Origin of the sequence: Streptomyces puniciscabiei, from assembly GCF_006715785.1 — a bacterium.
GTDB classification, from domain to species: Bacteria; Actinomycetota; Actinomycetes; order Streptomycetales; family Streptomycetaceae; genus Streptomyces; species Streptomyces puniciscabiei.
The window spans coordinates 5,342,960-5,369,570 of sequence record NZ_VFNX01000001.1 but is presented as its reverse complement, the minus strand read 5'-3'; the positions used below and the strand labels follow the sequence as shown (position 1 = coordinate 5,369,570).

Genomic DNA, 26,611 nt, shown 5'->3' with positions numbered 1-26,611 from the left:
CGACCAGTCCTGACAACCGTTGCCTGACAAGGTCCTGACAATCGCTGCGCCCCCTGATCCGTTCATGCCCGAGCGCCCCCCGACCCACCTCCGACAGCCCCCTGACCGATCCATGACCGCTCCCTGATCGGCCCCTGACCAGCCACTGATCGACCCCTGACCGGCCACTGACCAGCCCCCGGCAGCTGCTCCCTGATCCTGCGGACCGCTCCCTGACGGCGCCTCGACCTCTCCCTGACCACTCCGCAAGCGGCACCCCCCTCCCTGATCACTCCCTGACCCTCTTCTCAGGGCCCCCCGCCAGGGAGTCGAAAGGTGTCCGTCGCCAGGCCGGGACCGCCCTGTCAGAAAGCGCTGTCCGCCACTCTGCGCGGTGGTCGGTGCGGACGTATCGTGGCCGAAAGAGTGCCGGAGGATGCCGCCCGATGGCGTACGGCCCGTCGTACACCCGATACCCGCGCGGTATCCGTACGCGAGGAAGACGACCATGGCCGATCCCAAGGGGTTCATGACCACGCCGCGCCAGGAGTGGCCGCGGCGGCCCGTCGAGGAGCGGGTGCGGGACTGGGACGAGGTGTACGTCCCAGGAGCGCTGCTGCCCATCATCAGCAAGCAGGCCGACCGGTGCATGGACTGCGGCATCCCGTTCTGCCACCAGGCCTGTCCGCTGGGCAACCTGATCCCGGAGTGGAACGACCTGGTCTCGCGGGAGGACTGGCGGGCGGCCAGCGACCGGCTGCACGCGACGAACAACTTCCCGGAGTTCACCGGCCGGTTGTGTCCGGCGCCGTGTGAGGCGGGGTGCGTGCTCGCGATCAACCAGCCGGCCGTCACCATCAAGAACGTCGAGTGCGCGATCGCCGACCGGGCCTGGGAGGAAGGTTTCACCCAGGCGCGGCCGCCCGAGCGGCTGTCCGGGAAGACGGTCGCCGTCATCGGCTCGGGGCCCACCGGGCTCGCCGCGGCACAGCAGCTGACGCGGGCCGGGCACACGGTCGCCGTGTACGAGAAGGACGACCGGATCGGCGGGCTGATGCGGTACGGGATCCCCGAGTTCAAGATGGAGAAGCACCACTTGGAGCGGCGGATCGAGCAGATGCGGTCCGAGGGGACGAGGTTCCGTACGTCGACGGCCGTCGGGCGGGACATCGGGGCGGCAGACCTGCGGGGACGGTACGACGCCGTCGTCATCGCCACCGGGGCCACGGCGTGGCGGGAACTTCCGGTGCCCGGCCGGGAGTTGAACGGGATACACCAGGCGATGGAGTATCTGCCGCTGGCGAACCGGGTGTGTGAGGGGGATCTGGAGGTTTCACCGCTGTCCGCGGCCGGCAAGCATGTGGTGATCGTCGGCGGCGGGGACACCGGGGCGGACTGTCTGGGAACCGCGGTGCGCGAGGGGGCCGCGTCCGTGACCCAGCTGGACATCTACGCGCAGCCGGGCGCCGAGCGCGACGAGGACACCGAGCCATGGCCGACGTACCCGAAGATCTACCGGCTGTCGGCCGCGCACGAGGAGGCCCGGGACCTGCGTACGGCACCGGCGGCGGACGCGGACGCCCGGCTGTTCGCGGCGTCCACCCTCCACTTCTCCGGGGACGACGGCGGGCGGGTGCGCTCGCTGCACCTGGTGGAGGTCGACGAGTCGCGCCGCCCGGTGGCGGGCACCGGGCGGACGCTTCCCGCCGATCTCGTGCTGCTCGCCCTCGGGTTCTCCGGACCGGACCAGGAGGACGGACTGATCGGGCAGTTGGGGCTGGCGCTGCAACCCCGCGGCACGATCGCCCGGGACGACGGTTTCGCGACCAACGTCCCCGGGGTGTTCGCCGCCGGTGACGCGGCGCGCGGGCAGTCGCTCATCGTCTGGGCGATCGCGGAGGGGCGGGCGGTGGCGGCGGCCGTCGACCGTTATCTGACCGGCCGCTCGCGGCTGCCGGCGCCGGTCTCTCCGAGGGATCGGCCGATGACGGTATGAATGTGGCCGACGGCTTCTTTGTGGCTCCTGGGCGGCTGGTGGCCCTGGTGGTCGCGGCATACCGGTGGCGCAGCGCGGCGGTCGGGTCAGCGGTCGCGCAGGGACTCGGTCATCCCTTCCGCTCGTCCGTCCCCGCCACCCTCCCCGTCGCCAGGGCCACTCTGTTCCACGTGTTGATCGTGCAGATCAGGGCGATGACGTGGGCCAGTTCCGCCTCGTCGAAGTGGGCCGCGGCCTCGGCGTAGACGGGGTCGGGGACGCCCGCGTCGGCGACGAGGGTCAGGGCCTCCGTGAGGGCGAGGGCGGCCTGCTCCCTGGGGGTGAAGAAGTGCCGGGCCTCCCGCCAGACGGCGACCATGTGCAGCCGGTCCTCGGTCTCGCCGGCCGTGCGGGCGTCGTTCGTGTGCATGTGCAGGCAGTAGGCGCAGTGGTTGAGGAGGGAGGAGCGGATCTGGATCAGCTCCGCCAGCACCGGGTCGAGGCCGGCGCGGGCGGCGGCGTCGAGGCCGATGACGGCGCGGAAGGCCTTCGGGGCGGACTTCGCGAAGTCCAGTCGGCTGCGGGCGTCCTCGGCCTGGGCGATCGCTGTGGTGAGGTCGGCTGCGGTGGCTGTCGTGTTCGTCGGCATGGCTTCAACCTACGGGCCCGATAGACCGGTTATGGGGTGCATTTCCATGACGGAATCGTGGGTCAATTCCGCTGAGCGGATCGGCGCGGATCTGCATCTGGAGCTGTCGGGTCCGGGCGGGCGGCGGGCGGCGCTGACCGGGGCGCTGCGGGAGGCCGTGCGCAGCGGGCGGCTGGCGCCTGGCACCCGGTTGCCGCCGTACCGGTCGCTCGCCGCCGATCTGGGCGTGGCCCGCAACACGGTGGCCGACGCCTATGCGGAACTGGTCGCGGAGGGCTGGCTGACCGCCCGCCAGGGTTCGGGCACCCGGGTCGCCGACCGGGCGGAGCCGCTGCGGCACGCCGTACGGACGCCGGTGAGAACACCTCCACGCGCGCGTGGCCCGCGGCACGATCTGCGGCAGGGCGGGCCGGACGCGTCGGCGTTCCCGCGGGCGGCCTGGTCGGCCTGCTATCGGCGGGCGCTGCAGGCGGCGCCGAACGAGGCCTTCGGGCCGGGGGATCCCGCCGGGCGCCGGGAGCTGCGGGAGGCGCTGGCCGCATATCTGGCACGCGCGCGTGGCGTGCGGACAGAGCCGGACCGGATCGTGATCTGCTCGGGCTTCGCGCACGCGCTGCGGCTGCTGTTCGGCCAGGGCGCGGGCGGGGTGCTGCGCGGCCCGCTGGGCGTGGAGGCGTACGGGCTGGACTTCCATCGGAGGCTGCTCACGACGGCCCGGGTGCGGACGGTGCCGCTGCCGCTGGACGAGCACGGCGCGCGGGTGGACGTACTGAGGCGGGAGCGGGCCGTGCTGCTCACGCCGGCGCACCAGTTCCCGACCGGTGGCCCCCTGCACCCGGAGCGCCGGGCGGCGGTGATCGACTGGGCACGCGCGCGTGGGACGGTCGTGCTGGAGGACGACTACGACGGCGAGTTCCGGTACGACCGCAAGCCGGTCGGCGCGCTCCAGGGCCTCGATCCGGAGCGGGTGATCCACCTCGGGTCGGTCAGCAAGAGCCTGTCGCCGGCGCTGCGGCTGGGCTGGATGGTGCTTCCGGAGCGGTATGTCGGGCCCGTGCTGGCGGCGAAGGACGAGCGGGAGGGCTGGGCGAGCGTCCTGGACCAGCTGGCGTTGGCGGAGTTCATCGTCTCCGGGGCGTACGACCGTCATGTGCGGAGCATGCGGCAGCGCTACCGGCACCGGCGTGACCGGCTCGTCGCCGCGCTCGCCGAACACGCTCCGCATGTCGAGGTGACGGGCATCGCGGCCGGGCTGCACGCGGTGCTGCGGCTGCCGCCGGGCACCGAGCGGTCCACGGTGAAGGCCGCCGCGTGGCAGGGGGTCGCCCTGGACGGACTCGCCGCGTTCCGGCATCCGGAGGCGGCGCGGGCGACGGTGGGTGACGGACTGGTCGTGGGCTACGCGGCCGCCGCCGAGCATGCCTACGGCGCGGCGTTGGAGGCGCTGTGCGGGGTGCTGCCGCCGGAGACGGCCGAGACGGCCGAGCCCGCCGAGCCCGCCGGGTGAGGGGCGGTGGTTCAGAGATCGGGGTCGGCGGCGGTGACGTAAACCTTCGCGATGCCGGTCGTCGGACAACTAGGCTTCGAGGCATCGAGGCTTCGACGGCCGGCATGACCGGTCGGCCGGAACGGGTCCGGCCCACCGGGGGGTAGCGATGACTCGCGACAGAAGTATCCGCTGCCTGCGCACCTGAACCACGGTCACCATAAGCGCCGTGCGGACCTACGTGCACCAGGATTACGGCGCCAGGGCTACCGCTTCCGCGCCACCGCCCCGTACCCCGGGATGACCCCGTCGTCCTGGCCGGGGACCGGCTCGCCCAGTTCGGGATGCCACTTGTGGACGATCTCCACGCCGGGTTCGACCAGGTCGAGACCGGTGAAGAAGCGGGTGAACTCCTCTCGGGAGCGCAGGGCGAGGGTGACGCCGGCCGCCTTGAGTTTCTCGGTGGCGGCCGCCGACTCCTCCGGGGTGAAGTCGGCCGTGGCGTGGGTCATCATCAGGAAACTGCCGGAGGGCAGTTCGGCGAGCAGGCGGGCGACGAGCTCGTGTGCGCCGTCCTCGTCGGGGATGAAGTGCAGCAGGGCGACGAGGGAGAGGGCGACCGGCCGGCCGAGGTCCAGGAGCTCCCTGGCACCCGCGATGATCGCGTCCGGATCGCGCACGTCGGCCTGCAGGTACTCGGTGGCGCCCTCCGGTGTGCTGCGCAGCAGGGCCGCGGCGTGGGCCAGCACGATCGGGTCGTTGTCGCAGTAGACGACCCGGGCCTCGGGCGCGATCCGCTGGGCGATCTGGTGCAGGTTCGGCTCGGTGGGTATGCCGGTGCCGATGTCCAGGAACTGCCGTACGCCCTGGCGCGCCAGCCAGCGGGTGGCGCGGTGCATGAACGCGCGGTTGACCCGGGCCATCACCGGCACCCGGGGCTCCAGGGCCAGCATCTGCCGGCCCATCGCCTCGTCGACGGGGTAGTTGTCCTTGCCGCCCAGATACCAGTCGTACATCCGCGCGGGATGCGGCTTGCTCGTGTCGATCTCGACGGCCGTCGGGTCCTGCCCTGTCATGCGGCGCTCCATAAGCGTCATCGGCGTCATCGGCGTCATCAGTGTCGTGAACGTCTGGCGCAGTGAATGATCAAGTCGTAGCCAGGATAAGGAAGTTGAGCGTAAGACAACACATGGTCGAGGTCAGGACAGCAGGAAGTCGGCCTCCCCCGCCTTGGCGCCCTCGATGAACGCACTGATCTCGGCCGTGGTGTAGATCAGCGCCGGCCCGTCCGGGTCGGTGGACTGGCGTACGGCGATCCGGCCGTCGGCCAGCTTCATCGCCTCCAGACAGTTCCCGCCGTTGCCACCGCTCCAGGGCTTGTGCCAGCCCTCGCTGCCCAACTCCCGTGCGGGCATGCCGTTGTAGACGTGTCCGCGCGGCGTGATGCGATCCATTCACAGCTCCTTGTGGAGATCCCGGAGGATCTCCTTCGTGCGTTGTGCCGTAGCGGCCTGCGCCGCCATGCGGTCCATGACCTCGAGGTGGGTCGCCACCTCCGTGCGCGCGTCCAGGTAGACGGCGCCGGTCAGGTACTCGCTGTAGACCATGTCCGGCAGCTCCGGCACGGCGAATCGGAACAGCACGAAGGGCCCGTACGTCCCCGGGTGCGGCCCGCTCGCGAACGGGGCGACCTGGAGCGTCACATGGGGCAGCTTCGTGGCCTCGAGCAACTTGTCGATCTGCGCGCGCATCACCTCCGGAGGGCCGACCGGGCGGCGCAGGGCGGTCTCGTCCATCACCGCCCAGAAGCGGGGGGCGTCGGGGCGGGTGAGCAGGTGCTGGCGTTGCATGCGCAGGGCGACATGCCGCTCGATGTCGTCCGGGCTGGTCTGGCCGATGGCACCGGACTTGAGCACGCCACGCGCATAGTCCTCGGTCTGCAGCAGACCGGGGACGAAGTGCGGCTCGTAGGAGCGGATGAGACTGGCCGCGCCCTCCAGGCTGACGTACATCGAGAACCAGCCGGGCAGGATGTCGTGGAAGCGCTGCCACCAGCCGGGCTTGTTGGCCTCCTCGGCCAGCTGGACGAAGAGCTCGGTCTCGTCGTCGGGTACACCGTAGGCCTTCAGCAGCAGTTGCAGGTACGGGATCTTGAGGGCGACCTCGGCCATCTCCATGCGGCGGACGGTGGCGGGCGCGACGCGCAGGACGCGGGCGGCCTCCTCGCGCTTGAGTCCGGCGCGTTCCCGCAGGTCCAACAGGCGTCGGCCGAGGACCACCTGGCCCACCGTCGGTGCGGACCGCGGTTCGCTCACGCTCTGACCTCCACCGGACGCCGCCTCCACCGAACGTTTCCTGACAGATGTTCCCGACAGCCCTGCGGCGCCGTTCGAAGGTTCATTCGAAGTCCGGGCCGGCTCTTCGATGACTCCAATTGGCGCCGCGCGACGTGCTGTTGCGAGCAGTGTGCCACGGCCTTCGACCGAGTCACACGGCACTCTGCAATTTTCAGAGTGACACTTGCCAAGTGTTCACGGCGGGGAGATAGTGGCAAGCGTGATTCCGTCCGCGCCCTTAGGAACAGCCGCCGCCGCAGACCGTCCCGGTCGCGGTGCAGCCACGGAAGCAGCCCCCGACGATGCCGCTGCCGGGCGCCGGTTCCGCTTCGAGCTGGCCGCCCATCCGGGTTCCGTCGCCCAGGCGAGACGCCTCGCGCATGCCCGGCTGACCGGCTGGTCGGTGTGCGCGGACACCTGCGACAGCGCGGTCCTGGTCATATCCGAGCTGGTCACGAACGCGATCGTGCACACCGCGAGCAGCCGTGTGGTGTGCGAGCTGCATGACCAGGACGACACCGTGCGCATAGCCGTACGGGACGAGGGCTGTGCCCCCGGCGAACCCCACCCGTGCCCGCAGCGCGCCGACGAGGAGCACGGGAGGGGGTTGCTCCTCGTCGGCGCGCTGTGCCGGGCCTGGGGCGTGCAGGAACACGGGCCGGGACTACTGGTCTGGGCCGAGCTGGCCCGCCGGGCCGAGGCGGCCCACGACACCACCGCTCCGCGGGGCGACCTGGGCTGGGGCGCCCGCCCCAAGCCGGACCGCCCCGACGACTCCGGCGAGGACGAGACGCCGGAGGGCCGGCAACGGGCCGCCGGGCACCCGCGTCTCCCCCGCCCCCCTCACGCTCCCGAGCACCAGCACCGCCACGCCGCACCGGATCCGCACCGGCACCGCACTCCGGACCGGCCCCCGCACCAGCCGGCGCACCGGCCCCCCGAGCAGCGCCGTGCCGGGGAGCGTCCGTGACCTCACGGCACGGCTCCGGCGGCCGCAACCCCACCGGCCATGGCTCCGACGGGTACGACTCCGGCGCCTACGGCACCAGCAGGTGCGACTTCGGCGACGACGGCACCGGCAGGGGCGACTTCCGCGCCCACGACTCCGGCGGCTACGGCCACGAGCCGCAGCGCAGCTCCTTCCCGCCCGGCGCCGCCGGTGCCGTCGGCCGGGGTCCCGAGGGGGCCCTCGGTCTGGACACCCTGGTGCGGCTGCAGCGGCGCAGGTCCGTCCCGGACGCGCCCCGCCGGCTAGCCGTGCCGGACGGCATGACCGCACCGCTCGGCTGCGACGCCGTGGCCGTGCCCGACCGCCTCGGCCCGCTCGTCGTACCCCGACTGCCAAGGCTGGGCTGTGTGTACACCGACGGCGCCCGCTGGTGGTGGATCGTTCCGTCGGATTCCGACTACGCCCTCCCCTGGCCGTCCCCGGCCCACTACGCCCCCGGCGCCCTGGTGACCGGCACCGCCCGGCTCATCCACCGCCCGGAGGGCACGGTGCCGTACACCCCGCCGATCCCGCTGTACCTGGCGCTGTGCCGGGTGACCGGGACGACTCCGGACTGGCTGTGACGCCGGAGGGAACTGCCGGCGGGGCGCCCTCTGCGCCGAGCTCACGCGCCGGGGGCACACCGGTTCATGGCGCGTGGACCGGCGCCGAAGCCGGCCCGAGCGGGGTCACTCGGTGTTGTCACCGCCGCGCACGATCACCAGGAAGGTGTCCGTGGCCAGGTCCATGACGACCTCCGCCGGCAGGCCTTCCTGACGCCGGGCGTGCGCGAACTCCTCCGCGGGCCAGGATCCCCGCGGCCCACCGGCGGGAAAGCGTTCGAGCACCGTTCGCCCGTTCACCATCTCGCACCTCCAGAAAGCGTCGTACTTGTAGGAGTTAACGCCCTGGAGAAGGGAAACGCCTCGCTCGGTGACGGGACTGAGACATTACCTACACTCGTTCGGCGCGGAGCGTGAGAAACCGTTCACTTTGTGACGTGCTCCGCACCTTGCGTGTCAGTAGTCGTACGCGTCGTGAAGGCGCAGCCGGTCGCTGCCGGCCGGGTCGCGGCCGAACGGGGTCAGGTCGAGCAGGCCGGCGAGCGTGCCGATTCCGTCCAGCCCGTCGTCGTACGCCGAATAGGTGTGGAAGACCCGGTCGTGGTCGCGCAGGAAGCAGCTGATGCCGGGCCGCTCGACCGGGCCCCGGTCCGACTCCACGGTGGCCTCGAAGTCGAGGTTGAAGTCGCCCTGGGACGACGCGCACGAGGAGGAGTACCAGGGCACCGTCCAGCCCATGCGCGCCTTGAACGGCAGGATCCGGGTGAACGGCGCGCGGGAGACGGCCGCGAAGGAGGTATTGCGGGCCCGCAGATGGGCGAGGGGGCCGACCTGGTCCAGGAAGGCCGCGCAGCACGGGCAGCCGGTCTCCCACTCCGGGGCGAACATGAAGTGATGGACGATCAGCTGGGCCCGGCCCTCGAAGAGGTCCAGAAGGGTGGCCTTGCCGTCGCCGCCCTCGAAGACGTACTCCGCCTCGACCTCGACCATGGGCAGCCGCCGCCGCTCCTCCCCGAGTACCTCGCGGGCCCGTCTGACCGCCTCCTCCTTGCGCAGCAGTTCCTCGCGCGCCGCGCGCCACCGCTCGGGCGAGACGATCTCCGGAAGCGACATGAGCCCTCCTGTCCAACGGCCGGTCCGGGATGGTGACCGTTGCCGGGAGCGGAACTCATCGCCGAGCGCGAAGATTTTTTGGCAGGGGGTCAGGAAGTCGGTACCGATGGCGGTGAGGTTGGACTCGACAGGTCAGACGACGTCGGCGACCTGCCCGTGCGCCTCGATCCGCTCCGCGGCGGGCAGGTCCCGCACGGACGCGGCGGCGGTGACGGACTCGATGGCGCCGTCGCGTACGACGATCGGCGCGTCCTCGCGGAACCCGATGTCCTCGTCCTCGTCATGGACGAGGCCGGTGGGGCCGGTGACGACGAGGTCGGCGGGAGTGTCAGGCATGGGCCCCGTGGTACGGCTGAGCGGCGGCGGGCAGGGGCACCTCCAACCCCTGCAGCCTCAACTCATCCAAGGCGCTGCGCAGTTGACGGACGTGCCGGGGCGTGAGCCGGCCCGTCTCGTCGAGGTGGACGGCACAGGCCGTGGTCGTGTCGACAAGTCGCTCCAGGACGACAGCGACGGTGTCCGTGCCCGCGGTGTGCCGGGCGAGGGCGGGCAGTTCGGCGGCGGCCAGTGCGATGGCGGTACGGGCCTCGGCGAGGGTGCGGTAGGCCTCCCGCCGCAGCGCCCACCGCTGGGCGCGGTCACCGGACTCGCCGAGGACGTGCACAAGATAGGCGTGCGCGGCGCTCCCGGCCGTGGCGAGCCGCGCCCGGACCCCGCCGCCGCGCTCCCCCGGCATCGGCAGATGCCCGACAACCAGCACGAGCGCGCAGGCCATCAGGGTCTCGCCGATCCGGCTGACGGAGGCCTGCGGCTCGCCGCCCGCCATGACCAGGGCGAGGACGAGGACGGTGACGACGGCGGTCAGCGCGGCGAAGTGCCTCGTCGCGACCGGCACGAGCGCCCCGCAGACCGCGACCAGCACGATCAGCCCGGCGGGCCGGGGCAGCAGCGCGGCGAGCCCGGCGAACACCAGGGCGCCCAGCACCGTTCCGGCGGCCCGGCACAGCACGCGGGAGGCGAGCGGCCCGAGGTCGGGCTTGACGAGGAAGACGGCGGTGGCGGGCAGCCAGTACCAGTGCTGGTGCTGGCCGTACCAGCGGGTGTGGTGCAGGGCCTGGGCGATCGCGGCGCTGGCTCCGAAACACAGGGCGACCCGCAGCCCGTATTCGCGTCCACCGGTGCCGACCGCGGCGCGGACGGCGTGCCGCACGCCCCGGCGCCTGGCGGGTGGCCGCTGCTGTGCGTCCTCGGCCCGGTCGAAGGCCTCGGCGGCGCGCAACAGGGCGTCGTCGAGGGCCCGCAGGGCGGGGGCGGACCGGTGGGGGGCGGGCAGCGGGCCGGTGCCGGTGTTGCCGCGGACGGCGGCGGCGAGCCGCCGGGGCCCTTCCGCCGCCCGCACGGAGACGGGCTCCCCCGCCCAGAACAAGGCGGTGGCGGCCTCGGCGAGCGGGAGGGCGGCCACGTACTGCGCGTGCAGCCGGCGCTCGGCGGCGGAGCCGGCCCGCCGGCGCAGCCGGGGTCCGGCGAGGGCGTCCTGGGCGTGGTCGAGGGCGGCGGTGAGCGCGGCCCGCCGGGCGGTGGCGTGTTCACCGCCCACGGCGTCGAGGAGCGCGGCGACGGCGTCGTACACCTCGGCGACCGCGGCCCGTTCCCCGTCGAACCGGAAGTCCCCGGCGAGCGAACCGGGCGTGGGCAGGGCGAGCCGCAGCAGGAGCAGCCAGCCGGCCCCGGCGAGGAAGGCGAGCGCCCGCTGCCAGCCGCTCGCGGCCGCCGGCATCCCGGCGCCGATCGCGGCGCCGACGAGCAGGTGCGTTCCGGCGGCGGAGGCGACGGGCCCGACCGCGCTGATGCCGCCGGCGAACAGCCCGAGCAGGGTGAGCACCAGGGTCAGCGGTACGGCGGCCAGCCCCTGCCCCGCGTACGTCCCCGCGAGCAGCCCGAGTGCCCCGGCCAGCGCGGGCACCCCGAGCCGTCGGACGGAGGCCCGCCGGCTGCCGGGCCGGTCGTTGATGCCGGCGAGCATCGCGGCGATGGCGGCGAGGACGCCGGGGGCGGTGTGTCCCGTGCCGACTCCGGCCAGCAGCAGCGGCCCGGCGGCGAGGGCGCCCCGGGTCATCGCGCTCCAGGGGACGGGTCCGCGCTGGGCGCGCAGGGCGTGGGCGAGCCAGAGGGGTGCGGCGGGCCGGGACACGGGCCTCCTGTCGTACGCGGGCGGGATGTGCCTTGCCTTCGGACGACGGTGGCCGGGTGGTGGGCTGCGCTTCACGGTAGGGGGCGTTCCCGGTGCGGACCGGGCGATCAGGTTTCGGGCATGTGAAAGGTGCCCGGGCGGCCGGTTTCTTTATGAACGCAATGCGCCGGCTCCTCTAGGGACGCGATGCGTCGGCGACGATCTCCTCGGCCTCGGTCACGGCGGCCACCAGGGTCTCCGGTCCGGCCCGCAGCTCAGCGACCACCGAGTCGATCCCGCGCAGCCCGGCCCGCTCCAGCAGCCGCTTCTCGTTCGTGACCCATTCACCGCGTGCGGCGAGCACTCCGTGCGCGGCCTGGGCGGCGGCCGTCGCGATGGCGCCGGCGGTCTCCGTGAGCCGGCCGTGGGGGGCGTGGTTGGCCTTCGCGTAGGCGAGGGTGGCGCGGGCGGTGCCGTGCCAGCGCGCGGCGGCGGTGTCGCGCAGCCTGGCCGGGTAGTCCGCCGGGCGGGGCAGGGAGCCGCGGAGCACCTGGTTGACGGCGAGTTCGGCCACGACCAGATAGCTGGGGATGCCGGCGAGATGGAAGAGCAGCGGCTCCACCCGGAACCGCCCCTCCTCCGCCTCCGCCAGCTCGTGCTCGACCACGTCGAGGTCCCGGTAGTGCACATCGACCCGGCGTCCGTCGATCGTCAGCCAGGCGCCGCCGTTGAAGACCCCGCCGCCCCAGCCGCCGATCTCGGAGACCTCGCCCTCCCAGCCGAGGGCGCGCAGGTCGTCGGGGTCGAAGGGGCCGCGGTAGTAGAGGGCCAGGTCCCAGTCGCTGTCGTCCCGGTGGGTGCCCTGGGCACGGGAACCGCCGAGGGCGACGGCCCGGACGGTGGGCAGGGCGGCGAGGCGGTCGGCGACGGCGTCGAGGAAGAGCGGGTCGGGAGATCGATGCATGTGCTCAGCCTGCCGCGGCCACCCCGCAGTCCGCCGCAGTCCACTCCCTGGCGCCCGTGGTCCGGCCGGTTGCCGCCACATGTCCTCCGCCGCCGTCTGAGGTCCGCTCCGCGTCCGGCCTCCCTGGTCACGGGCCGTTGTCAGTGGCATGCGTTATCAAGGAATCGTAACGCAGGGTGACGACGGGGGAGGCAGTCGTGACGATCCAGGACAGGGACGCGGGCGCGCACGAGAGGGAGGGGGGAAGTCCCGGAACAGCAGGGGGCCGTCGGGACGCGGCTCATGCGCGCGCCCATCTGTCGATGGCGGGCGTGCACGGGCGGGGATGCACGCCGGGCATGGTCCGGCGACTGCTCGCCGAGCCCGATCCACCGCGGAGCGACCCGCACTTCGCTGCCGCGCCGCGGCCGCGGCCGGGGGTGCCAGAGCCCAGCGACCGCGCGGCCGGTCGATCGTTCCGAGGAGGGCGGGCGTGGAGTCGTCGGCACCGTCGCCGTCGACACCTGGCCGTCAGACGCGGACGCGCTCCGCGTCTCCTCTCGCCACGTCCGTCAGGCGGCCCGGCGCAGGGGTATTGCCGGGGCGGTGCTGAACACGGTTCTACGAGGCCTGCCGCGCCGAAGGGCTGCAGGGATTCCGTCTGGACGCGTACTGGACCTGGCAGGAGCCGTCCGCCACCACCTCGACCGCGGACTGTGGGTGACCTGCTGGAAGCACGCGAACGAACCACTGCTCATCGCCGGCACAGACGCGAGGCGATGGGCGTCGGCCCGGCCTGCAGAATTCGGATGCGGGCAGGGGCGAGGGGAACGATTATCGGGGGGCGTCAGTAAGTCGTCCGCCGCCGTTTCCAGGAGAGCAGCCCTCGTGATCCAGCGCGTAACCGTCCCGGTCCTTTTTCCGCCACCCCGCTATTCCCACGCTTCCGTCGTCGAGGCCGGGACGAAGCTGGCCTTCCTCGCCGGGGCGGTGCCGCTCGACGAGAAGGGGGAGATCGTCGGGCCGGGTGATCCGGTGCGGCAGGCCGAGCAGGTGATCGCCAATCTCCGAGAGCAACTGGGCGCGGTCGGGAGCGACTTGGCGCATGTCGTCGCGACGGACGTGTACGTGGTGAGCAGCGAGCCCTCGGTGCTGTCCGCGGTGTGGGAGGTCGTGGCGGCCTCCGGGCTGAGCGCGGGTCCGCACTCGTCCACGCTGCTCGGGGTCGCCTGCCTCGGCTACACCGGGCAGCTGGTGGAGATCACGGCCACGGCCGTGGTGCCGGACCGGGAGGGCCACCGATGACTGGCGAGGTCGTACTGCGCCGGGCGCTGGCGGCGGACGCCCGTGCCGCGGCGGAGGTGTATCTGCGGTCCTTCGATGCCGCCCTGCCCAGCGTCGTCCGGCCGCACACCGACGACGAGGTGCGCGCGTACATCCGGGATGTGGTGGTGCCGCTGCGGGAGACCTGGGTGGCGGAGGCCGACGGTGGCGGGATCGTCGGACTGATGGTGCTGGACGGGGAGTTGCTGTCGCAGCTGTACCTGGCCCCGGAGTGGCGCGGGCGCGGTATCGGTGACCGGTTCGTCGCGCTGGCCAAGGAGCGCAGCCCGGGCGGGCTGACCCTGTGGACCTTCCAGGTGAACAAGTCCGCCCACCGCTTCTACGAGCGGCACGGCTTCGCCGCGGTCGAGTTCACGGACGGAAGCGGGAACGAGGAGCGGGAGCCGGACGTGCGGTACGTCTGGCGTCCGTGAGCCCTGCCGTTCCGGCCCCGCCGTGGCGGTCGGGGTCACGCCCCATCGGCTCCCCGCGCCGGCCGCCCCCACCTCCTCTCCTTGGGCAGCGGCTGCTGGTAGCCGCCCGCTCGGCTGGTGGTCAGGCCCAGGGTGACCAGGGACTCGGCGAGCTTGACCGCCGCCGCCACGCCGTCGACCACGGGCATCCCCAGCTTCTCCCCCACCGCCTGCTGCAGTCCCGTCATCCCGGCGCAGCCCAGGACCAGGACCTCGGCGCCCGCGTCCCGGGCCCGCTCGGCCGCCGTCAGGAACGCGGCCTCGGTGCGGCCGGGATCACCGGCGAGGTCGAGGACGCCGAGGCCGGTGCCGACGACGGCGGCGCAGTTCCGGGCCACGCCGGCCGTCTCCAGGCTGTCCTCGATCTGCCCGCAGGAGCGGTCGAGAGTGGTGACGACGCCGTAACGGCGGCCGAGGAGGCAGGCGAGGTGGGCGGCGGCCTCGGTGATGTCCACGACCGGGACGTCCACCAACTCCCGTACGCCTTCCCGGCCGTGCTCGCCGAAGCCGGCCAGGACGACGGCGTCGTACGCGGGCCCGTCGTACGTCCGCAGGGTGTCGAGTACGGCGGCGGCGGAGAGGTAGCTGTCCAGCCAGCCCTCGGCCGATGCGGGGCCCCAGCCGGGGGTCAGGCCGGTCACCGTGGTGCCGGGGGCCGCCGCGGCCCGGGCGCCGCGGACGATCTCCTCGGTCATCTCCTGCGTGGTGTTGCAGTTGGTGACGACGATCCGCACGCCGGTCAGGCCTCCTTCGCCGTCGCGGCGCGCTCCCCGCGGCCCAGCAGCGCGTACAGGGCGGCGGCGAGTGCCGTGCCGATGAACCAGGAGTACGGCGCCACGTCGCTGAAGCTCTTGACCAGCGCCACCACGGCTGCCACGGCGGCGGAGGGCAGGAACGCCCACAGCGCCTTCGGGTTGACGCCCTTGCGGTAGTGGTACGGGGAGCCCGGCCGGGCGTCGAACAGCGCGTCGACGTCGACCTTGCCGCGCTTGACCCAGTAGTAGTCGACCATGATCACACCGAACAGTGGGCCCAGGAAGGCGCCGAGGCCGCCGAGGAAGTAGTTGACGACGGTCGGGTTGGAGAAGAGGTTCCAGGGGGTGACGAGCAGCGCGGCGACGGTGCTGATCAGGCCACCGATCTTGAAAGTGATCTTCTGCGGCCAGACGTTGGCGAGGTCGTACGCCGGCGAGACGAAGTTGGCCACGATGTTGACGCCCATGGTGGCGACCGCGAAGGTGAACGCGGCGATCACGAGCACCCAGGTGTTGCCGACCTTGGCGACCAGTTCCGCCGGATCCGTGATGGCCTGCCCGAACGCCTTCAGCGAGCCGGCCGTGACGATCACCGACACGACCACGAACGCGGTGGAGTTGACGGGCAGTCCCCAGAAGTTGCCGCGCCGCACGGTCCGGTAGTCGGGTGCGAAGCGGGAGAAGTCGCAGAAGTTGAGCATCAGCGTGCCGTAGGTGGCGAGGATCAGGCCGATCGCGCCGAACCACTGGCGCCACTGCTCACCCGCGGACACCGGGTGCGGGGTGGAGGTGAGCGAGATGCTCCAGTGGGCCTTGGCCAGGACCCAGATCGCCAGCGCGATCATCACCAGCCAGATCGCCGGACCGCAGAAGTCCTGGAACTTGCGCACCGACTCCATGCCCCGGCTGATGATCAGCGCCTGGAGCAGCCAGAGCGAGACGAAGGAGATCCAGCCGAGCGCGTTCAGGCCGAGGAAGGAGTGGTGGGTGAGGGAGGCGAGGCCCGGCCAGGCCGCCAGCAGCATCACATTGACGGCGACCGAGGCCAGATAGGTCTGGATGCCGTACCACATGATGGCGATCACGGCTCTGATCAGCGCGGGGATGTTCGCGCCCCAGACGCCGAACCCGATGCGGCTGACCACCGGGAAGGGCACGCCGTGGCGCTGGCCGATCCTGCCCATCCGGTTCATGCCGGCGTAGATGAGCACGAAGCCGACGAGCAGGGCGGTGAAGACCTGCCAGACGTTCATGCCGAGGACCAGCAGACCGGCGGCGAAGGTGTAGTTGCCGAGGTTGTGGACGTCGGACATCCACATGGCGAAGAGGTCGAAGACCTTCCAGTTCCGTTGCCTGGCGGGAGCGAGGTCCTCGTTGACGAGGCGGGGGTCGGGGACGAACGCGGGGGCGCCGGTGGTTTCGGCGCGGTCGGCGAGGGACACGGGGCCTCCTGGACGGGGGGACGAAGGGGCCATACCGCAGGAACTCGGACGGGCTGTGGCGCGCCGGGGCGACCGGAAGCCCACAGCGGGGCCGCGTTTGGTATACCAAACTGCTGACATGGTGCCGTCGTCAAGCGTTCGGACCGATGTCGCTGCCGTTACGGCCCCGTAAAAGTCGCCTCGCGTCGGCGAAGATGGGCCCATGACGAAGATCGAACCCCTGGGCGCGGTGCGCGAGCGGGTCCTGGCGAGTCTGCGGGAGGACATCATCGCCGGGCGTCTGGCACCCGGTGACCGGCTCGTCGAACGGGAACTGGCCGAGCGGTTCGGCGTCTCCCGGGTGCCGGTGCGGGAGGCGATCCGCGCGCTGGTCGCCGAGGGTTTCGTCCTCTTCGAGTCGGCCCGCCGCACGGTCGTACGCCGGCTGACCCCGACCGACGTCCGGGAACTCTTCGAACTGCGCGAGGCGTTGGAGGTGTACGCGGCGGGGCTGGCGGCGTCCCGGGGGACCCCCGAGGCTCTGGCGGAGCTGCGGGAACTGCTCGACCAGGCGGCGCGGGCGACGAAGGAGGGCGACGCCGAGGCGATCACGGACATCAACACCCGGTTCCACGACGGCATCCGCGCCCTGGCCGGCAACAGCCTGCTGATCTCGGTCATGGAGCCGGTCGACGGCCGCCTGCGCTGGCTCACCCGGCGGAACGAGGAATGGCCCCAACTCCTCACCGAGCACCGCGATTTGTACGAGGCCATCGCCTCCGGAGACCCCGACCGCGCCCGCGCCCACGCCCTGGACCACGTCCGCGCCAACTACCGCTCGACGGTACGGCACCTGTTCGGCACCGATCCCGCTGACGTCGACTGGAGAACCGCTGACGCCGACTGAAGAACCACGGCCGGCGGCAGGGGAACCGCTGCGCGCTCCTGGCGGGCGGCTGTCGCTCCCCGGCGAGCGCTGCCGCAGGCTGCGGAGGGCGCCGGCCGGCTCCCGATGGACCGCCACGAGCCGCTGACCGGCGACACCGGCTCCCCACGGGCCACCGCGCGGCCCGACCGACGGCTGACCACTCACGAGAGACCGGCGAGGCGCTGACCGGCGGTGTCGGTTCCCGATGGGCCACCGCGAGAAGCGGACGGCTGTCCACTCACGGGAGACCGCCGAGAGGTGCTGACCAGCGGCACCGGCTCCCCCACGGGCCACCGCGCGACCCCGACCGACGGCTGCCCACTCCCAAGGAACCGCTGCGAGCTGCTGACCTGCGACGTTCGGTTCCCGAGGGTTCGTCGTGGGCTGCTGACGGGCGGCTATCGGCTCCTTGTGGCCCGGTGCCGGGTCCTGCAGGCGGCTACGGGATCCCCCGAGTGGGCGCCGGAGCATCCGGATCGGTGGCCAGTGGCTTGCGGATGACCGGTCCCTGGGTGCCCCGGTCAGCTGCCGGCGGCTGCCCAGGGCGCCCCCAGGGCGGCTGACAGGCGGCTATCGACTCCTGACGGACCGGCCGCGGGAGTCCGAGAAGCTCCAGTCCGGTGGCGAGGGGCCGGCGGATCGGCCGCTGCGTGCCGCTGACGGGCGAGGGTCGGCCGAGGTCGGTTGCCGACGGCCGGTTACCGCAGTCCGGCCGTCCTCGCCGCGGTGCGCAGCACCTCGCGGAGCATCTCGGTGGTGAGCCGGCCGGTGAAGGTGTTGCGCTGGCTGACGTGGAAGCAGCCGAACAGGTCGAGGCCGTCGAGCGCGACCCGGGTGCCATGGGCGAAGGCCGGGCGCGGCCGGGGCACGGTCCAGCCCGCCTCGCTGAACGCGGGCAGCGCGGCCTGCCAGCCGAAGGCGCCCAGCACGACCGCGGCCCTCAGCGTCGGGCGCAGCAGCTTCAGCTCCTGGACCAGCCAGGGGCGGCAGGTGTCCCGCTCGCCCGGGGTCGGCTTGTTGGCGGGCGGGGCGCAGTGCACCGGCGCGGTCACCCGGACGCCGTACAGCTCCAGCCCGTCGTCGGCGCTGACGGATGTGGGCTGCGAGGCGAGCCCCTCGTCGTACAGCGCCTGATAGAGCACGTCTCCTGAACGGTCTCCGGTGAACATCCGGCCGGTGCGGTTGCCGCCGTGCGCGGCCGGGGCCAGCCCGATGATCACCAGGCGTGCGTCGGCGGGGCCGAAGCCGGGCACCGGCCGCCCCCAGTACGTCCAGTCGGCGAACGCGGCCCGCTTCGTGCGGGCCACCTCCTCGCGCCACTCGACCAGCCGAGGACAGGCCCGGCAGTCCGCGACCCGCCGATCGAGCCGGGCAAGGGCGCAGCTGTCGTCCATACGGCCACCGTATGCCCCGGCGGGCCCGGCCGGCACAGGTGCGACGGAGACGGCGCGGGCCGCTGCGGGAGGGGTGGGTCGAGGTCGTCGAGGCCGTCGAGGCCGCAGGGCGTGGTGTCCGTCTCGCCGGTGAGCGCACGACGACAGGGCGCCGCCGCGGTGTGCACATCCGGGGTGTGCCAGGCGGCTGCGGCCGTCAGTGATCCGTGCCGATACCCGGCACCCGGCACCCGGCGCCCTGGGAAACCGGCCCCCACCGCCCGGGAAAATCGCCTCCGGCTCACCCCGCCCGGGGAGTTAAGGTCGGGGCATGGCTTCCGAGGATGCGGACGAGAACGTGAACCGTGGGACCGCCGGACCGGACGGTCCCGACCCCGCCCAGGACGCCCGGAACACCCAGGACACCCCCAGCTCCGGTGCCTCCGTCGAGCAGCCCGTTGATCCGAAGACCGCCGCCGCGGTGGCCGCCGCCGAGGCCGCGGGGCCGGGCAAGGGCGAGACGGTACGGATCGACAGCTGGATCTGGGCCGTGCGTCTGATCAAGACGCGTTCCCTCGGCGCCACCGCCTGCCGGGGCGGCCACGTCCATGTGAACGGCGAGCGGGTGAAGCCCGCCTACTCCGTGCGCGTCGGCGACGAGGTCCGCCTGCGGCACGAGGGCCGGGAGCGAATCGTGATCGTCAAGCGCTTGATCCGCAAGCGGGTCGGCGCCCCCGTGGCCGCCCAGTGCTACATCGACAACTCCCCTCCGCCTCCGCCCCGCGAAGCCGTCGCACCCGCGGGCCTTCGCGACCGCGGCACCGGCCGCCCCACCAAGCGCGACCGCCGCGAAATGGAACGCCTCCGCGGCCTCGCGGGCCCGGGCCTCCCGGGCGGTTTCGGCGCCTTCGGCGGCGCCGGAGGCCTCGCCGGGCCCGCCGGCCTCGGCGGCTCCGAGGGCCGGGATCGGTCCGAGGGCCAGGGCGGGTCCGGGCCGGGCGGCCCCGTCGGGTCCGGTGAACGCCGTGGATCCGGTGGAACCCGTGAACGCGGCGGATCCGGTGGACGCGGCGCATCCCGCGCGTCCGGCAGGCGCGGCGCATCCGGATCCGGCGGCAGCGGGGGGCGCCCCCGCGGACGGTGACCGGAGGCGCCGGCCTCCCCACGCACGCACACGCCGGCGCCGTCGGCCGGGCCCCCGCGCCCGGCCGGCCGCGCCGGCGCCGCGCACCCGGGTCACCGTCGCCGCACCAGCCGCAGCAGCTCACCGTTGTGCTCGCGCCGGGCCCAGGCGATCAGGGCGAGCGGCACGATCAGGATCAGCGGGGTCGCCGCGTTCTGGCCGTCGAAGGCCGTGAGCTGGACGATGAACGCGCCCACCATCAGCGCGCTGAGCGCGATCGCCGCCAGGGACTGCAGCACGGGGATCAACAGCGCGATCGCTCCGGCGAGTTCGAGCGCACCGATCGTGTACATGGCCCCGCTGCCCCAGCCGATCTTGTCGAAGGCCTCGACGGCCGAGGGGTGCGCGATGAGCTTGGGCAGCGCGCTCGCGACGCCGTAGAACAACGCGAGCAGCACCTGCACGGTCCGCAGCGTGACCCGGGCCACACGCCTGCGGCCACTGAGGGAGCCGGCGGAGGCGACGGAGGAGGTGCGGGCGGCGGGAGCGGTCGTCTCGGACATGTGGGATCTCCTGGGGAAGCGGTGCCGATTGCTTTCACCGGGGTAGACCCCGCGGCATCCGGAAAGTCATCGCTCTCCCGGCCGCGCCGGGCGACCGAGTGCCCGCTATCCCTTCGGCACCGCACGCACCCATGTCCGGTCCGGTGTCAGATACGCGTCCACCTCCAGCCCCGCTTCCTCCAGTGCCGACTCGAACTGCTCCTTGGTCAGCGGCCGGGCCAGGAATGTCTGGGTCCAGCGTGCGTCCGGGAAGTCGTACTCGACATGGACCGAGTTCGCTCCGTTGCCGACCGGCTCCGCGGAGACGATCCGTACGGTGAAGCCGCTCGGGTCGACCCGCTCCCTGGGCACGTTCGTGTGGTAGTCCTCGCCCTCCCGCTGGATGAGCACGCAGCCGTTGTTCGCCACATGCCGGACGCAGGTGCGCAGCATGCCCCGGCGCACCTCCTCGTCACCGGCGTGCACGAGGAACGACGCGAGCATCACCACGTCGAACTTCTCACCGCACAGGTCGAGTTGCTCGATGGGCCCGCATATCGTGCGCGCCCCGCGGATCCGGCTCAGCATCTCGGCGGACTCGTCCACCGCCGTGACCGTGAAGCCCCGCTCGAGCAGGGGGTGGGTCATCCGGCCCACCCCGCTGCCCAGCTCCAGGATGTGCGCCCCGGCCGGTACCGCCGCGGCGATGATGTCCGGCTCGTCTCCGACCGGCAGCCGCTCGTACAGCTCGACCGCGCAGCCGTCCGGGGTGATCGCGCCGGGCCCCGTGCCCTCGTATCCCTCACGCATTTCGACCGTCATGCCCGAACAACGGCCCGCCCTCGCACGGCCGTTCCCCTCCGACCGCGGTTCACCCGTCCGAGTGAGCCCGCGCTGCCCGGCTCAGTCCGCACCGTCGACTCTGCCCGCACCGTCCGACTCAGTCCCCGCCGTCCGGCTCACCCCGCACCGTCCGACTCAGCCCGGACCGTCCGGCTCAGTCCGCACCGTCCGGCTCAGCCCTCAGCGTCCACCGTCCGACCGGAACGGGAACCAGCCGTGTCCGATGTACCAGTGGCCGCCCGCCCGCAGGTGGTCCCCCACCGCCCGCTCCACGGACGTGCGGCGCGGCAGGTCCGCGATCGCGAGGCCGGGGTCGCCGAAGACGAACTGGACGGGTTCGGTGTCGGACGGCTCGGTGTCCTCGCGGGCGGTGCGGAACCGGTCCTGGAAGCGAATGATGTTGGAGTCGGCCGGCAGGTACCGCTTCAACTGCGGGTCGAGCAGCCAGGAGTGGCACAGCACGGCCACCGGCCGCTCCTCCGGGAAGTGCCGGGGGAAGAACTCACGGGCCCAGGCCAGCGAGCGGTCGCAGGCGGACGGGGTCAGCGGGCCCAGGAAGTCGGGGATGTGCAGGTTCAGACAGGCGGTGCCGGGCGCCACGTCCAGGCCGGCCGCCGCGATCACCGCGGACGTGCGCTGTCCGTGCCGCGCCCGCTCGAACTGCAGCCGGCCCAACTGGTACAGCTCACCGCGGAAGTGCCGCACGAGCCAGCGCCGGGCGTTCACCCCGGTCGTTCCGTGCCGTCGGCGGTGAACGGCCATCTGACGGCCCAGGTCGGCCAGGGTGCGCCGGGAAACTTCGGGCGGAATGCCGCGTTTCCGGTGCCGGGCGAGCGTGTGCGGGAGCGCGGCGACGAAGACGTACGCGGCGAAGGTGCCGGCCAGCCCGGCCGGCGCCGCGTCGAGGAGTTCGGCGAGCTCGGGTGTGCGGCCGGTCTCCACCGGATCGCGGAACAGCTCCTCGACGCACTCCTCCAGGAGTCTCAGCGCCCCCGGGTCACCGGTCACCCGGCGCGACCCGGCCACCAGCTCGTTGATGTCCTCGTGCGGCACGGCCAGGTCGAGGAGCAGTTCGGGCAGGTCGTCGGCGTCCGGCAGCAAGAGATCCCCCTTCGACGAGCGGCGGACGAGCGCCGTTGATGAACGTCGTCCGCGAAGAGTACGTTGCAAGCAGGAGTGGTGGTCCGATGCGTACGGGCAGTGAACCGGTGACCGCGCGCAGTGCTCTGCGGGCGCGGTTCTGGCTGTGCGTGTGGGGACTGGCCTGGTCGGTCTTCGGCACGGTGGCGTTCGCGCTCGTCGGTCGCCCCGGCTGGGCGGCGGCCTGCGGGGCGCTGTGGCTGGTGGTCACCGTGGACATGATCATGATCCTCCGGCACATCCGGCAGGGTCCGCACTATCAGCCGGGCCGTGACGTACCGCCGTACCGGCCCCCGGACAACGGACCGCCACTCCCGGGGCCGTCGAGGCACCGGCGTCCCTGACCAACGCCCGGCGCGCATGGCCAACGCCCGGTGTCCATGACCCCACACCGGCATCCGCATCCGTGGGGCCCCGGCACGCCCGCCGCTCAGTCGTCGAAGCGTGCCGCTCTCACGTACTGCGGGTTCGGGTCCAGCGCGGCGGCGAGACGGAAATGGCGTTTGGCCTGGTCGGGGCGGCCCTGGCGCTCATAGGTCCGGGCCAGCGCGAAGTGCGCGAAAGCGTTGTCCGGCTCGCGCTCCAGCACGATCGTGAACTCCAGCTCGGCGGGCCGCAGTTGGGCTGCGGCGAAGAACGCACGCGCGCGGAGCAGCCGGGCGGCGGTGTTCTCCGGGTGCGCGGCGATGACTGGATCGAGGAGCTTCACCGCACCCCGCGGGTCCCGTGAGTTGAGCAGATGCTCGGCTGCACGGAAGTCGATGACATGCGTCTCCGGAGTACGTCCGGTGGAACCGCTGGTCTCGGGCACGGCTGAGTCCTTCCCTCACTCCACCCCTTCAACGCGCGAGAAGGGGGCCGCTATTCCTGCGCTACCGCGCGGTGCCCTCATGTGCCCGCCGTACGAGGTCCTCCCACACCTCGGTGACACGCTTGTGCAGCGCGTCCAGCGGTACGTCGTTGTCGATCACGATGTCCGCGATCTGTCTGCGCTGCTCGCGGGTCGCCTGCGCGGCCATGCGCGCGCGTGCGTCCTCCTCGGTCATGCCGCGCAGCCGGACCAGCCGCTCGAGCTGGGTCTCGGGGGTCGCGTCCACGACGACCACGACGTCGTACAGCGGCGCCAGGCCGTTCTCGGTGAGGAGGGGCACGTCGTGGACCACGACGGCGTCGGCGGCCGCGGCCTCCTCCAGTTCGCGGGAGCGGGCGCCCACCAGGGGGTGCACGATCGAGTTGAGCACGGCGAGCTTCTCGGGGTCGGCGAAGACGATCGAGCCGAGTCTGGGCCGGTCCAGGTTGCCGTCAGCGGCGAGGACGTCCTCGCCGAAGGCCTCGACCACGGCCGCGAGGCCGGGGGTGCCCGGCGCCACGACCTCGCGCGCGATCCGGTCGGCGTCGATCAGCACGGCCCCGTGTTCCACGAGCAGCCGTGACACCTCGCTCTTGCCGGCACCGATTCCACCGGTCAGGCCCACTTTCAGCATGAGCGTCAGCTTAGGCCCTGCCGCTGACAGCGGGTCCGGCGCAGGTCAGTTCTCGCCTTCCCGCTCCGCCAGGAACCGCTCGAACTCGCGCCCGATCTCGTCCGCCGACGGGATCTCCACCGGCTCGGCCAGCATGTTGCCCCGCGTCTCGGCGCCCGCGGCCGCGTCGTACTGGTGCTCCAGGCCCTGGACGAGCGCGGTGAGTTCCTCGTCGCCCTCCTGGATCTGCCGGTCGATCTCCGTCTGGGTGCGGTACGCGTCCGTGCGCAGCGAGTGCGCCACACCCGGAAGGACGAGACCGGTGGCGGCCGTGATGGCCTCCAGGACGGTCAGGGCGGCGTCCGGGTACGCCGAACGGGCGATGTAGTGCGGTACGTGCGCGGCGACGCCCAGGACGTCGTGCCCGGCCTCCATCAGGCGGTACTCCACGAGCGACTCCGCGCTGCCGGGCACCTGGGCCTCCTCGAAGGGGCTGCGGTGGCCCGGGACGAGGTCGGTGCGGTTGCCGTGCGGGGTGAGACCCACCGGGCGGGTGTGCGGGACGCCCATGGGGATGCCGTGGAAGTTCACCGAGAGGCGGACGCCGAGCCGCTCCACGATCTGGCGTACGGCGGCCGCGAACCGCTCCCACTCCACGTCCGGCTCGGGCCCGGAGAGCAGCAGGAAGGGGGCACCCGTGGTGTCCTGGACGAGGTGGACCTCGATGGCCGGCACCTCGTAGTCGGTCCAGCGGTCCCTCTTGAAGGTCAGCAGAGGGCGCCGGGCCCGGTAGTCCACGAGCCGGTCGTGGTCGAAACGGGCGACGAGCTGGTGGGGCAGTGAGTCGAGCAGCCGGTCGACGATCTGGTCCCCGGTCTCGCCCGCGTCGATGTATCCGTCGAAGTGGTAGAGCATGACAAGGCCGGCCGACTCCTGGGCGAGCGCCATGTCGACCACGGCGAGGCCCTTCGGCTCCCATGCGTACAAACCCTGCGGATCAAGCACTGTGACCGCTCCTCCTCGTGTTCGACATCGTCAACACGCCCTGGACGACGGGCATTCCCACGACACGCCGTTGATCAGGCTCTCGGGGGCGGTACGAAGGAAAGCGTGGGCACCCGCAACTCCCCGGCGGCGTGCGCGACCACAGACCGCCCGCGGCCGAACCGACGGCGGCTCGGTCCCCGGACACGCCTGAGGGGCCGTACCCCGAAAGGTACGGCCCCTCAGAACCAGCTATCGGCTAAGCCTCAGCGACAGCGATCAGCTCTGGCCGCCGGCCAGCTTCTCGCGCAGCGCGGCCAGCGCCTCGTCCGAGGCCAGCGCACCGGAGGTGTCCGCGCCCTCGGAGGAGTACGAACCGCCGGTCGCGGCCGGAGCGGCGGCCTCGCCGCCACCCTCGGCGGCAGCGGCGGCGTCCGCCTCGCGGGACTTGATGACCTGCTGCTGGTGCTGCTCGAAGCGGGCCTGCGCCTCGGCGTACTGGCGCTCCCACTCCTCGCGCTGCTTCTCGTAGCCCGGCAGCCAGTCGTTGGTCTCCGGGTCGAAGCCCTCGGGGTAGATGTAGTTGCCCTGGTCGTCGTAGGACGCGGCCATGCCGTAGAGGGTCGGGTCGAACTCGACCTCCTCCGGGTGGGCACCGAAGGACTCGTTGGCCTGCTTCAGCGAGAGGCTGATGCGGCGGCGCTCGAGGTCGATGTCGATGACCTTGACGAAGATCTCGTCGTTGACCTGGACGACCTGCTCCGGAATCTCCACGTGGCGCTCGGCCAGCTCGGAGATGTGGACCAGACCCTCGATGCCCTCGTCCACGCGGACGAACGCACCGAACGGCACCAGCTTCGTGACCTTACCGGGCACGACCTGGCCGATCTGGTGGGTGCGGGCGAACTGCTGCCACGGGTCTTCCTGGGTCGCCTTCAGCGACAGGGAGACGCGCTCGCGGTCCATGTCGACGTCGAGGACCTCGACGGTGACCTCCTGGCCGACCTCGACGACCTCGGACGGGTGGTCGATGTGCTTCCAGGACAGCTCGGAGACGTGGACCAGACCGTCGACGCCACCCAGGTCCACGAAGGCACCGAAGTTGACGATCGAGGAGACCACACCGGAGCGGACCTGACCCTTCTGCAGGGTCGTGAGGAACGTCTGGCGGACCTCGGACTGGGTCTGCTCCAGCCAGGCACGGCGGGACAGGACCACGTTGTTGCGGTTCTTGTCCAGCTCGATGATCTTGGCCTCGAGCTCCTTGCCGACGTACGGCTGGAGGTCGCGGACGCGGCGCATCTCGACCAGGGAGGCCGGGAGGAAGCCACGGAGGCCGATGTCGAGGATGAGACCACCCTTGACGACCTCGATGACGGTACCGGTGACGATGCCGTCCTCTTCCTTGATCTTCTCGATGGTGCCCCAGGCACGCTCGTACTGGGCGCGCTTCTTCGAGAGGATCAGGCGGCCTTCCTTGTCCTCCTTCTGGAGGACCAGGGCCTCGATCTCGTCGCCGACGGCGACGACCTCGTTCGGGTCGACGTCGTGCTTGATCGAGAGCTCGCGGCTCGGGATGACACCTTCGGTCTTGTAACCGATGTCGAGCAGGACCTCGTCCCGGTCGACCTTCACGATGACGCCGTCGACGATGTCGCCGTCGTTGAAGTACTTGATCGTCTCGTCGATCGCTGCGAGGAAGGCTTCCTCGTTACCGATGTCGTTGACCGCTACCTGCGGGGTGGTGGCGGTGGTCTCGGTGCTGCTCGTCATGTGGGAAAGGGCTCCGGTACGGACATTGAAGTCGTAGGTACTGCTTACGCCGGGAGCCCGTTTCGCTCTGCAGAAGCCGGACAGCCAAGGAAGCGCCACCAAATGGACACCGGGTGCCCGGTGGCGCCTCGACAACCGAGGGGACATACAACAGATGCGAGCGCAGCCTGCTACGTCTGAGGTGCGCAGGCCCGCAGCGCAACTTGTAGCATACGGGGGCAGCCGGACATGGTCAATGCGCGAAGGCGCACACCCGGGGCGGATCGCC

At 72.2% G+C, this 26,611-nt stretch carries 28 protein-coding genes; 9 read left to right on the top strand and 19 right to left on the bottom strand.

Features of this window, described 5'->3' with window-relative positions:
• Positions 1-487 precede the first annotated feature (487 nt).
• Positions 488-1,975 (top strand): glutamate synthase subunit beta, encoded by a 1,488-nt coding sequence (locus tag FB563_RS24815; protein ID WP_055707033.1) that lies wholly within the window; start codon positions 488-490, stop codon positions 1,973-1,975.
• A gap of 109 nt (positions 1,976-2,084) precedes the next feature.
• On the opposite strand, the gene FB563_RS24810 is transcribed toward FB563_RS24815, so the two are convergent.
• Positions 2,085-2,603 (bottom strand): carboxymuconolactone decarboxylase family protein, encoded by a 519-nt coding sequence (locus tag FB563_RS24810; RefSeq protein ID WP_055707034.1) that lies wholly within the window; start codon positions 2,601-2,603, stop codon positions 2,085-2,087.
• Positions 2,604-2,649: 46 nt separating this feature from the next.
• On the opposite strand from FB563_RS24810, the gene pdxR reads away from it, so the two are divergent.
• Positions 2,650-4,110 carry a MocR-like pyridoxine biosynthesis transcription factor PdxR gene (gene pdxR, locus FB563_RS24805; protein WP_055707035.1) on the top strand — a complete coding sequence of 487 codons (1,461 nt, stop codon included), beginning with the start codon at positions 2,650-2,652 and terminating at the stop codon, positions 4,108-4,110.
• 245 nt (positions 4,111-4,355) lie between these two features.
• Here pdxR and FB563_RS24800 read toward each other — a convergent pair whose 3' ends face one another.
• From FB563_RS24800 to FB563_RS24790, 3 genes are all read right to left on the bottom strand, one after another.
• Positions 4,356-5,165: an SAM-dependent methyltransferase gene (locus FB563_RS24800; protein WP_055707041.1), complete on the bottom strand. Its 810-nt coding sequence runs from the start codon at positions 5,163-5,165 to the stop codon at positions 4,356-4,358.
• 123 nt (positions 5,166-5,288) lie between these two features.
• On the bottom strand, positions 5,289-5,543 hold the full coding sequence (locus FB563_RS24795) for a DUF397 domain-containing protein (RefSeq protein ID WP_055707036.1): 255 nt from the start codon (positions 5,541-5,543) through the stop codon (positions 5,289-5,291).
• Entirely contained in the window at positions 5,544-6,404 is an 861-nt protein-coding gene (locus tag FB563_RS24790; RefSeq protein WP_055707042.1) for a helix-turn-helix domain-containing protein, read from the bottom strand.
• A gap of 205 nt (positions 6,405-6,609) precedes the next feature.
• Between FB563_RS24790 and FB563_RS24785 the strand changes: the two genes are divergently transcribed.
• Together FB563_RS24785 and FB563_RS24780 are read left to right on the top strand one after the other, a co-directional pair.
• Positions 6,610-7,395: an ATP-binding protein gene (locus FB563_RS24785; RefSeq protein WP_411573193.1), complete on the top strand. Its 786-nt coding sequence runs from the start codon at positions 6,610-6,612 to the stop codon at positions 7,393-7,395.
• Between the two features lie 224 nt (positions 7,396-7,619).
• Positions 7,620-7,997 carry a hypothetical protein gene (locus tag FB563_RS24780; protein WP_055707043.1) on the top strand — a complete coding sequence of 126 codons (378 nt, stop codon included), beginning with the start codon at positions 7,620-7,622 and terminating at the stop codon, positions 7,995-7,997.
• Between the two features lie 105 nt (positions 7,998-8,102).
• Here FB563_RS24780 and FB563_RS43070 read toward each other — a convergent pair whose 3' ends face one another.
• The 5 genes from FB563_RS43070 to FB563_RS24760 form a co-directional block, all read right to left on the bottom strand.
• Positions 8,103-8,279, bottom strand: coding sequence for a hypothetical protein (locus FB563_RS43070; protein WP_167528510.1), 177 nt, complete (start codon positions 8,277-8,279; stop codon positions 8,103-8,105).
• A 153-nt stretch (positions 8,280-8,432) separates the two neighbouring features.
• Positions 8,433-9,089, bottom strand: a complete 657-nt coding sequence (locus FB563_RS24775; RefSeq protein WP_055707037.1) for a DUF899 domain-containing protein — start codon at positions 9,087-9,089, stop codon at positions 8,433-8,435.
• Between the two features lie 132 nt (positions 9,090-9,221).
• The gene (locus FB563_RS24770; protein WP_055707038.1) at positions 9,222-9,425 is read right to left on the bottom strand and encodes a hypothetical protein; all 204 of its coding nucleotides are present in this window, start codon (positions 9,423-9,425) and stop codon (positions 9,222-9,224) included.
• Positions 9,418-11,205, bottom strand: a complete 1,788-nt coding sequence (locus FB563_RS24765) for an FUSC family protein (protein ID WP_142219075.1) — start codon at positions 11,203-11,205, stop codon at positions 9,418-9,420. Before FB563_RS24765 ends, FB563_RS24770 begins: the two co-directional genes overlap by 8 nt.
• A 250-nt stretch (positions 11,206-11,455) precedes the next feature.
• Complete coding sequence (locus FB563_RS24760; protein WP_055707074.1) at positions 11,456-12,223, bottom strand: nucleotidyltransferase domain-containing protein; 768 nt, start codon at positions 12,221-12,223, stop codon at positions 11,456-11,458.
• An 867-nt stretch (positions 12,224-13,090) separates the two neighbouring features.
• Between FB563_RS24760 and FB563_RS24755 the strand changes: the two genes are divergently transcribed.
• Together FB563_RS24755 and FB563_RS24750 are read left to right on the top strand one after the other, a co-directional pair.
• Positions 13,091-13,507 (top strand): RidA family protein, encoded by a 417-nt coding sequence (locus FB563_RS24755; protein WP_055707073.1) that lies wholly within the window; start codon positions 13,091-13,093, stop codon positions 13,505-13,507.
• The gene (locus FB563_RS24750) at positions 13,504-13,959 is read left to right on the top strand and encodes a GNAT family N-acetyltransferase (RefSeq protein WP_055707072.1); all 456 of its coding nucleotides are present in this window, start codon (positions 13,504-13,506) and stop codon (positions 13,957-13,959) included. The genes FB563_RS24755 and FB563_RS24750 overlap by 4 nt, the downstream gene beginning before the upstream one ends.
• Positions 13,960-13,994: 35 nt before the next feature.
• Here the strand turns inward: FB563_RS24750 and FB563_RS24745 are convergent, their stop codons facing one another.
• A complete protein-coding gene (locus FB563_RS24745; RefSeq protein WP_055707071.1) occupies positions 13,995-14,732 on the bottom strand; it encodes an aspartate/glutamate racemase family protein in 738 nt (245 codons plus the stop codon).
• A gap of 5 nt (positions 14,733-14,737) precedes the next feature.
• Positions 14,738-16,195 carry an NCS1 family nucleobase:cation symporter-1 gene (locus FB563_RS24740; protein WP_055707070.1) on the bottom strand — a complete coding sequence of 486 codons (1,458 nt, stop codon included), beginning with the start codon at positions 16,193-16,195 and terminating at the stop codon, positions 14,738-14,740.
• Positions 16,196-16,397: 202 nt separating this feature from the next.
• On the opposite strand from FB563_RS24740, the gene FB563_RS24735 reads away from it, so the two are divergent.
• Positions 16,398-17,081 carry a GntR family transcriptional regulator gene (locus tag FB563_RS24735; RefSeq protein WP_055707069.1) on the top strand — a complete coding sequence of 228 codons (684 nt, stop codon included), beginning with the start codon at positions 16,398-16,400 and terminating at the stop codon, positions 17,079-17,081.
• A gap of 719 nt (positions 17,082-17,800) precedes the next feature.
• Here the strand turns inward: FB563_RS24735 and FB563_RS24730 are convergent.
• Entirely contained in the window at positions 17,801-18,496 is a 696-nt protein-coding gene (locus FB563_RS24730) for a uracil-DNA glycosylase (protein WP_055707068.1), read from the bottom strand.
• 310 nt (positions 18,497-18,806) lie between these two features.
• Here FB563_RS24730 and FB563_RS24725 point away from each other — a divergent pair, with 310 nt between their 5' ends.
• Entirely contained in the window at positions 18,807-19,619 is an 813-nt protein-coding gene (locus FB563_RS24725) for an RNA-binding S4 domain-containing protein (RefSeq protein ID WP_055707067.1), read from the top strand.
• A 92-nt stretch (positions 19,620-19,711) separates the two neighbouring features.
• Here FB563_RS24725 and FB563_RS24720 read toward each other — a convergent pair whose 3' ends face one another.
• The 3 genes from FB563_RS24720 to FB563_RS24710 form a co-directional block, all read right to left on the bottom strand.
• Positions 19,712-20,161 carry a DoxX family protein gene (locus FB563_RS24720; RefSeq protein ID WP_055707066.1) on the bottom strand — a complete coding sequence of 150 codons (450 nt, stop codon included), beginning with the start codon at positions 20,159-20,161 and terminating at the stop codon, positions 19,712-19,714.
• A 105-nt stretch (positions 20,162-20,266) separates the two neighbouring features.
• A complete protein-coding gene (locus FB563_RS24715; RefSeq protein ID WP_234357802.1) occupies positions 20,267-20,962 on the bottom strand; it encodes a class I SAM-dependent methyltransferase in 696 nt (231 codons plus the stop codon).
• Positions 20,963-21,163: 201 nt separating this feature from the next.
• Positions 21,164-22,084, bottom strand: coding sequence for an acyltransferase domain-containing protein (locus FB563_RS24710; protein WP_055707064.1), 921 nt, complete (start codon positions 22,082-22,084; stop codon positions 21,164-21,166).
• An 86-nt stretch (positions 22,085-22,170) separates the two neighbouring features.
• On the opposite strand from FB563_RS24710, the gene FB563_RS24705 reads away from it, so the two are divergent.
• Complete coding sequence (locus FB563_RS24705) at positions 22,171-22,467, top strand: DUF6343 family protein (RefSeq protein ID WP_055707063.1); 297 nt, start codon at positions 22,171-22,173, stop codon at positions 22,465-22,467.
• 86 nt (positions 22,468-22,553) lie between these two features.
• Here FB563_RS24705 and FB563_RS24700 read toward each other — a convergent pair whose 3' ends face one another.
• The 4 genes from FB563_RS24700 to rpsA form a co-directional block, all read right to left on the bottom strand.
• Positions 22,554-22,934, bottom strand: a complete 381-nt coding sequence (locus tag FB563_RS24700; protein WP_055707062.1) for a tetratricopeptide repeat protein — start codon at positions 22,932-22,934, stop codon at positions 22,554-22,556.
• Positions 22,935-22,995: 61 nt separating this feature from the next.
• Complete coding sequence (gene coaE, locus FB563_RS24695) at positions 22,996-23,607, bottom strand: dephospho-CoA kinase (protein ID WP_055707061.1); 612 nt, start codon at positions 23,605-23,607, stop codon at positions 22,996-22,998.
• Positions 23,608-23,652: 45 nt separating this feature from the next.
• Positions 23,653-24,591, bottom strand: coding sequence for a PAC2 family protein (locus FB563_RS24690; protein WP_055707060.1), 939 nt, complete (start codon positions 24,589-24,591; stop codon positions 23,653-23,655).
• 258 nt (positions 24,592-24,849) lie between these two features.
• Positions 24,850-26,343: a 30S ribosomal protein S1 gene (gene rpsA, locus FB563_RS24685; RefSeq protein ID WP_055707059.1), complete on the bottom strand. Its 1,494-nt coding sequence runs from the start codon at positions 26,341-26,343 to the stop codon at positions 24,850-24,852.
• Positions 26,344-26,611: the final 268 nt, after the last annotated feature.

Bases quoted from the DNA above. Each gene is read 5' to 3' on its own strand.
- FB563_RS24765 (WP_142219075.1), bottom strand. From the start codon at position 11,205: ATGACCCGGGGCGCCCTCGCCGCCGGGCCGCTGCTGCTGGCCGGAGTC.
- FB563_RS24770 (WP_055707038.1), bottom strand. From the start codon at position 9,425: ATGCCTGACACTCCCGCCGACCTCGTCGTCACCGGCCCCACCGGCCTC.
- rpsA (WP_055707059.1), bottom strand. From the start codon at position 26,343: ATGACGAGCAGCACCGAGACCACCGCCACCACCCCGCAGGTAGCGGTC.
- FB563_RS24795 (WP_055707036.1), bottom strand. From the start codon at position 5,543: ATGGATCGCATCACGCCGCGCGGACACGTCTACAACGGCATGCCCGCA.
- FB563_RS24775 (WP_055707037.1), bottom strand. From the start codon at position 9,089: ATGTCGCTTCCGGAGATCGTCTCGCCCGAGCGGTGGCGCGCGGCGCGC.
- FB563_RS24715 (WP_234357802.1), bottom strand. From the start codon at position 20,962: ATGACGGTCGAAATGCGTGAGGGATACGAGGGCACGGGGCCCGGCGCG.
- FB563_RS24750 (WP_055707072.1), top strand. From the start codon at position 13,504: ATGACTGGCGAGGTCGTACTGCGCCGGGCGCTGGCGGCGGACGCCCGT.
- FB563_RS24720 (WP_055707066.1), bottom strand. From the start codon at position 20,161: ATGTCCGAGACGACCGCTCCCGCCGCCCGCACCTCCTCCGTCGCCTCC.
- pdxR (WP_055707035.1), top strand. From the start codon at position 2,650: ATGACGGAATCGTGGGTCAATTCCGCTGAGCGGATCGGCGCGGATCTG.
- FB563_RS43070 (WP_167528510.1), bottom strand. From the start codon at position 8,279: ATGGTGAACGGGCGAACGGTGCTCGAACGCTTTCCCGCCGGTGGGCCG.
- FB563_RS24735 (WP_055707069.1), top strand. From the start codon at position 16,398: ATGACGAAGATCGAACCCCTGGGCGCGGTGCGCGAGCGGGTCCTGGCG.
- FB563_RS24760 (WP_055707074.1), bottom strand. From the start codon at position 12,223: ATGCATCGATCTCCCGACCCGCTCTTCCTCGACGCCGTCGCCGACCGC.
- FB563_RS24810 (WP_055707034.1), bottom strand. From the start codon at position 2,603: ATGCCGACGAACACGACAGCCACCGCAGCCGACCTCACCACAGCGATC.
- FB563_RS24800 (WP_055707041.1), bottom strand. From the start codon at position 5,165: ATGACAGGGCAGGACCCGACGGCCGTCGAGATCGACACGAGCAAGCCG.
- FB563_RS24705 (WP_055707063.1), top strand. From the start codon at position 22,171: ATGCGTACGGGCAGTGAACCGGTGACCGCGCGCAGTGCTCTGCGGGCG.
- FB563_RS24815 (WP_055707033.1), top strand. From the start codon at position 488: ATGGCCGATCCCAAGGGGTTCATGACCACGCCGCGCCAGGAGTGGCCG.
- FB563_RS24730 (WP_055707068.1), bottom strand. From the start codon at position 18,496: ATGGACGACAGCTGCGCCCTTGCCCGGCTCGATCGGCGGGTCGCGGAC.
- coaE (WP_055707061.1), bottom strand. From the start codon at position 23,607: ATGCTGAAAGTGGGCCTGACCGGTGGAATCGGTGCCGGCAAGAGCGAG.
- FB563_RS24725 (WP_055707067.1), top strand. From the start codon at position 18,807: ATGGCTTCCGAGGATGCGGACGAGAACGTGAACCGTGGGACCGCCGGA.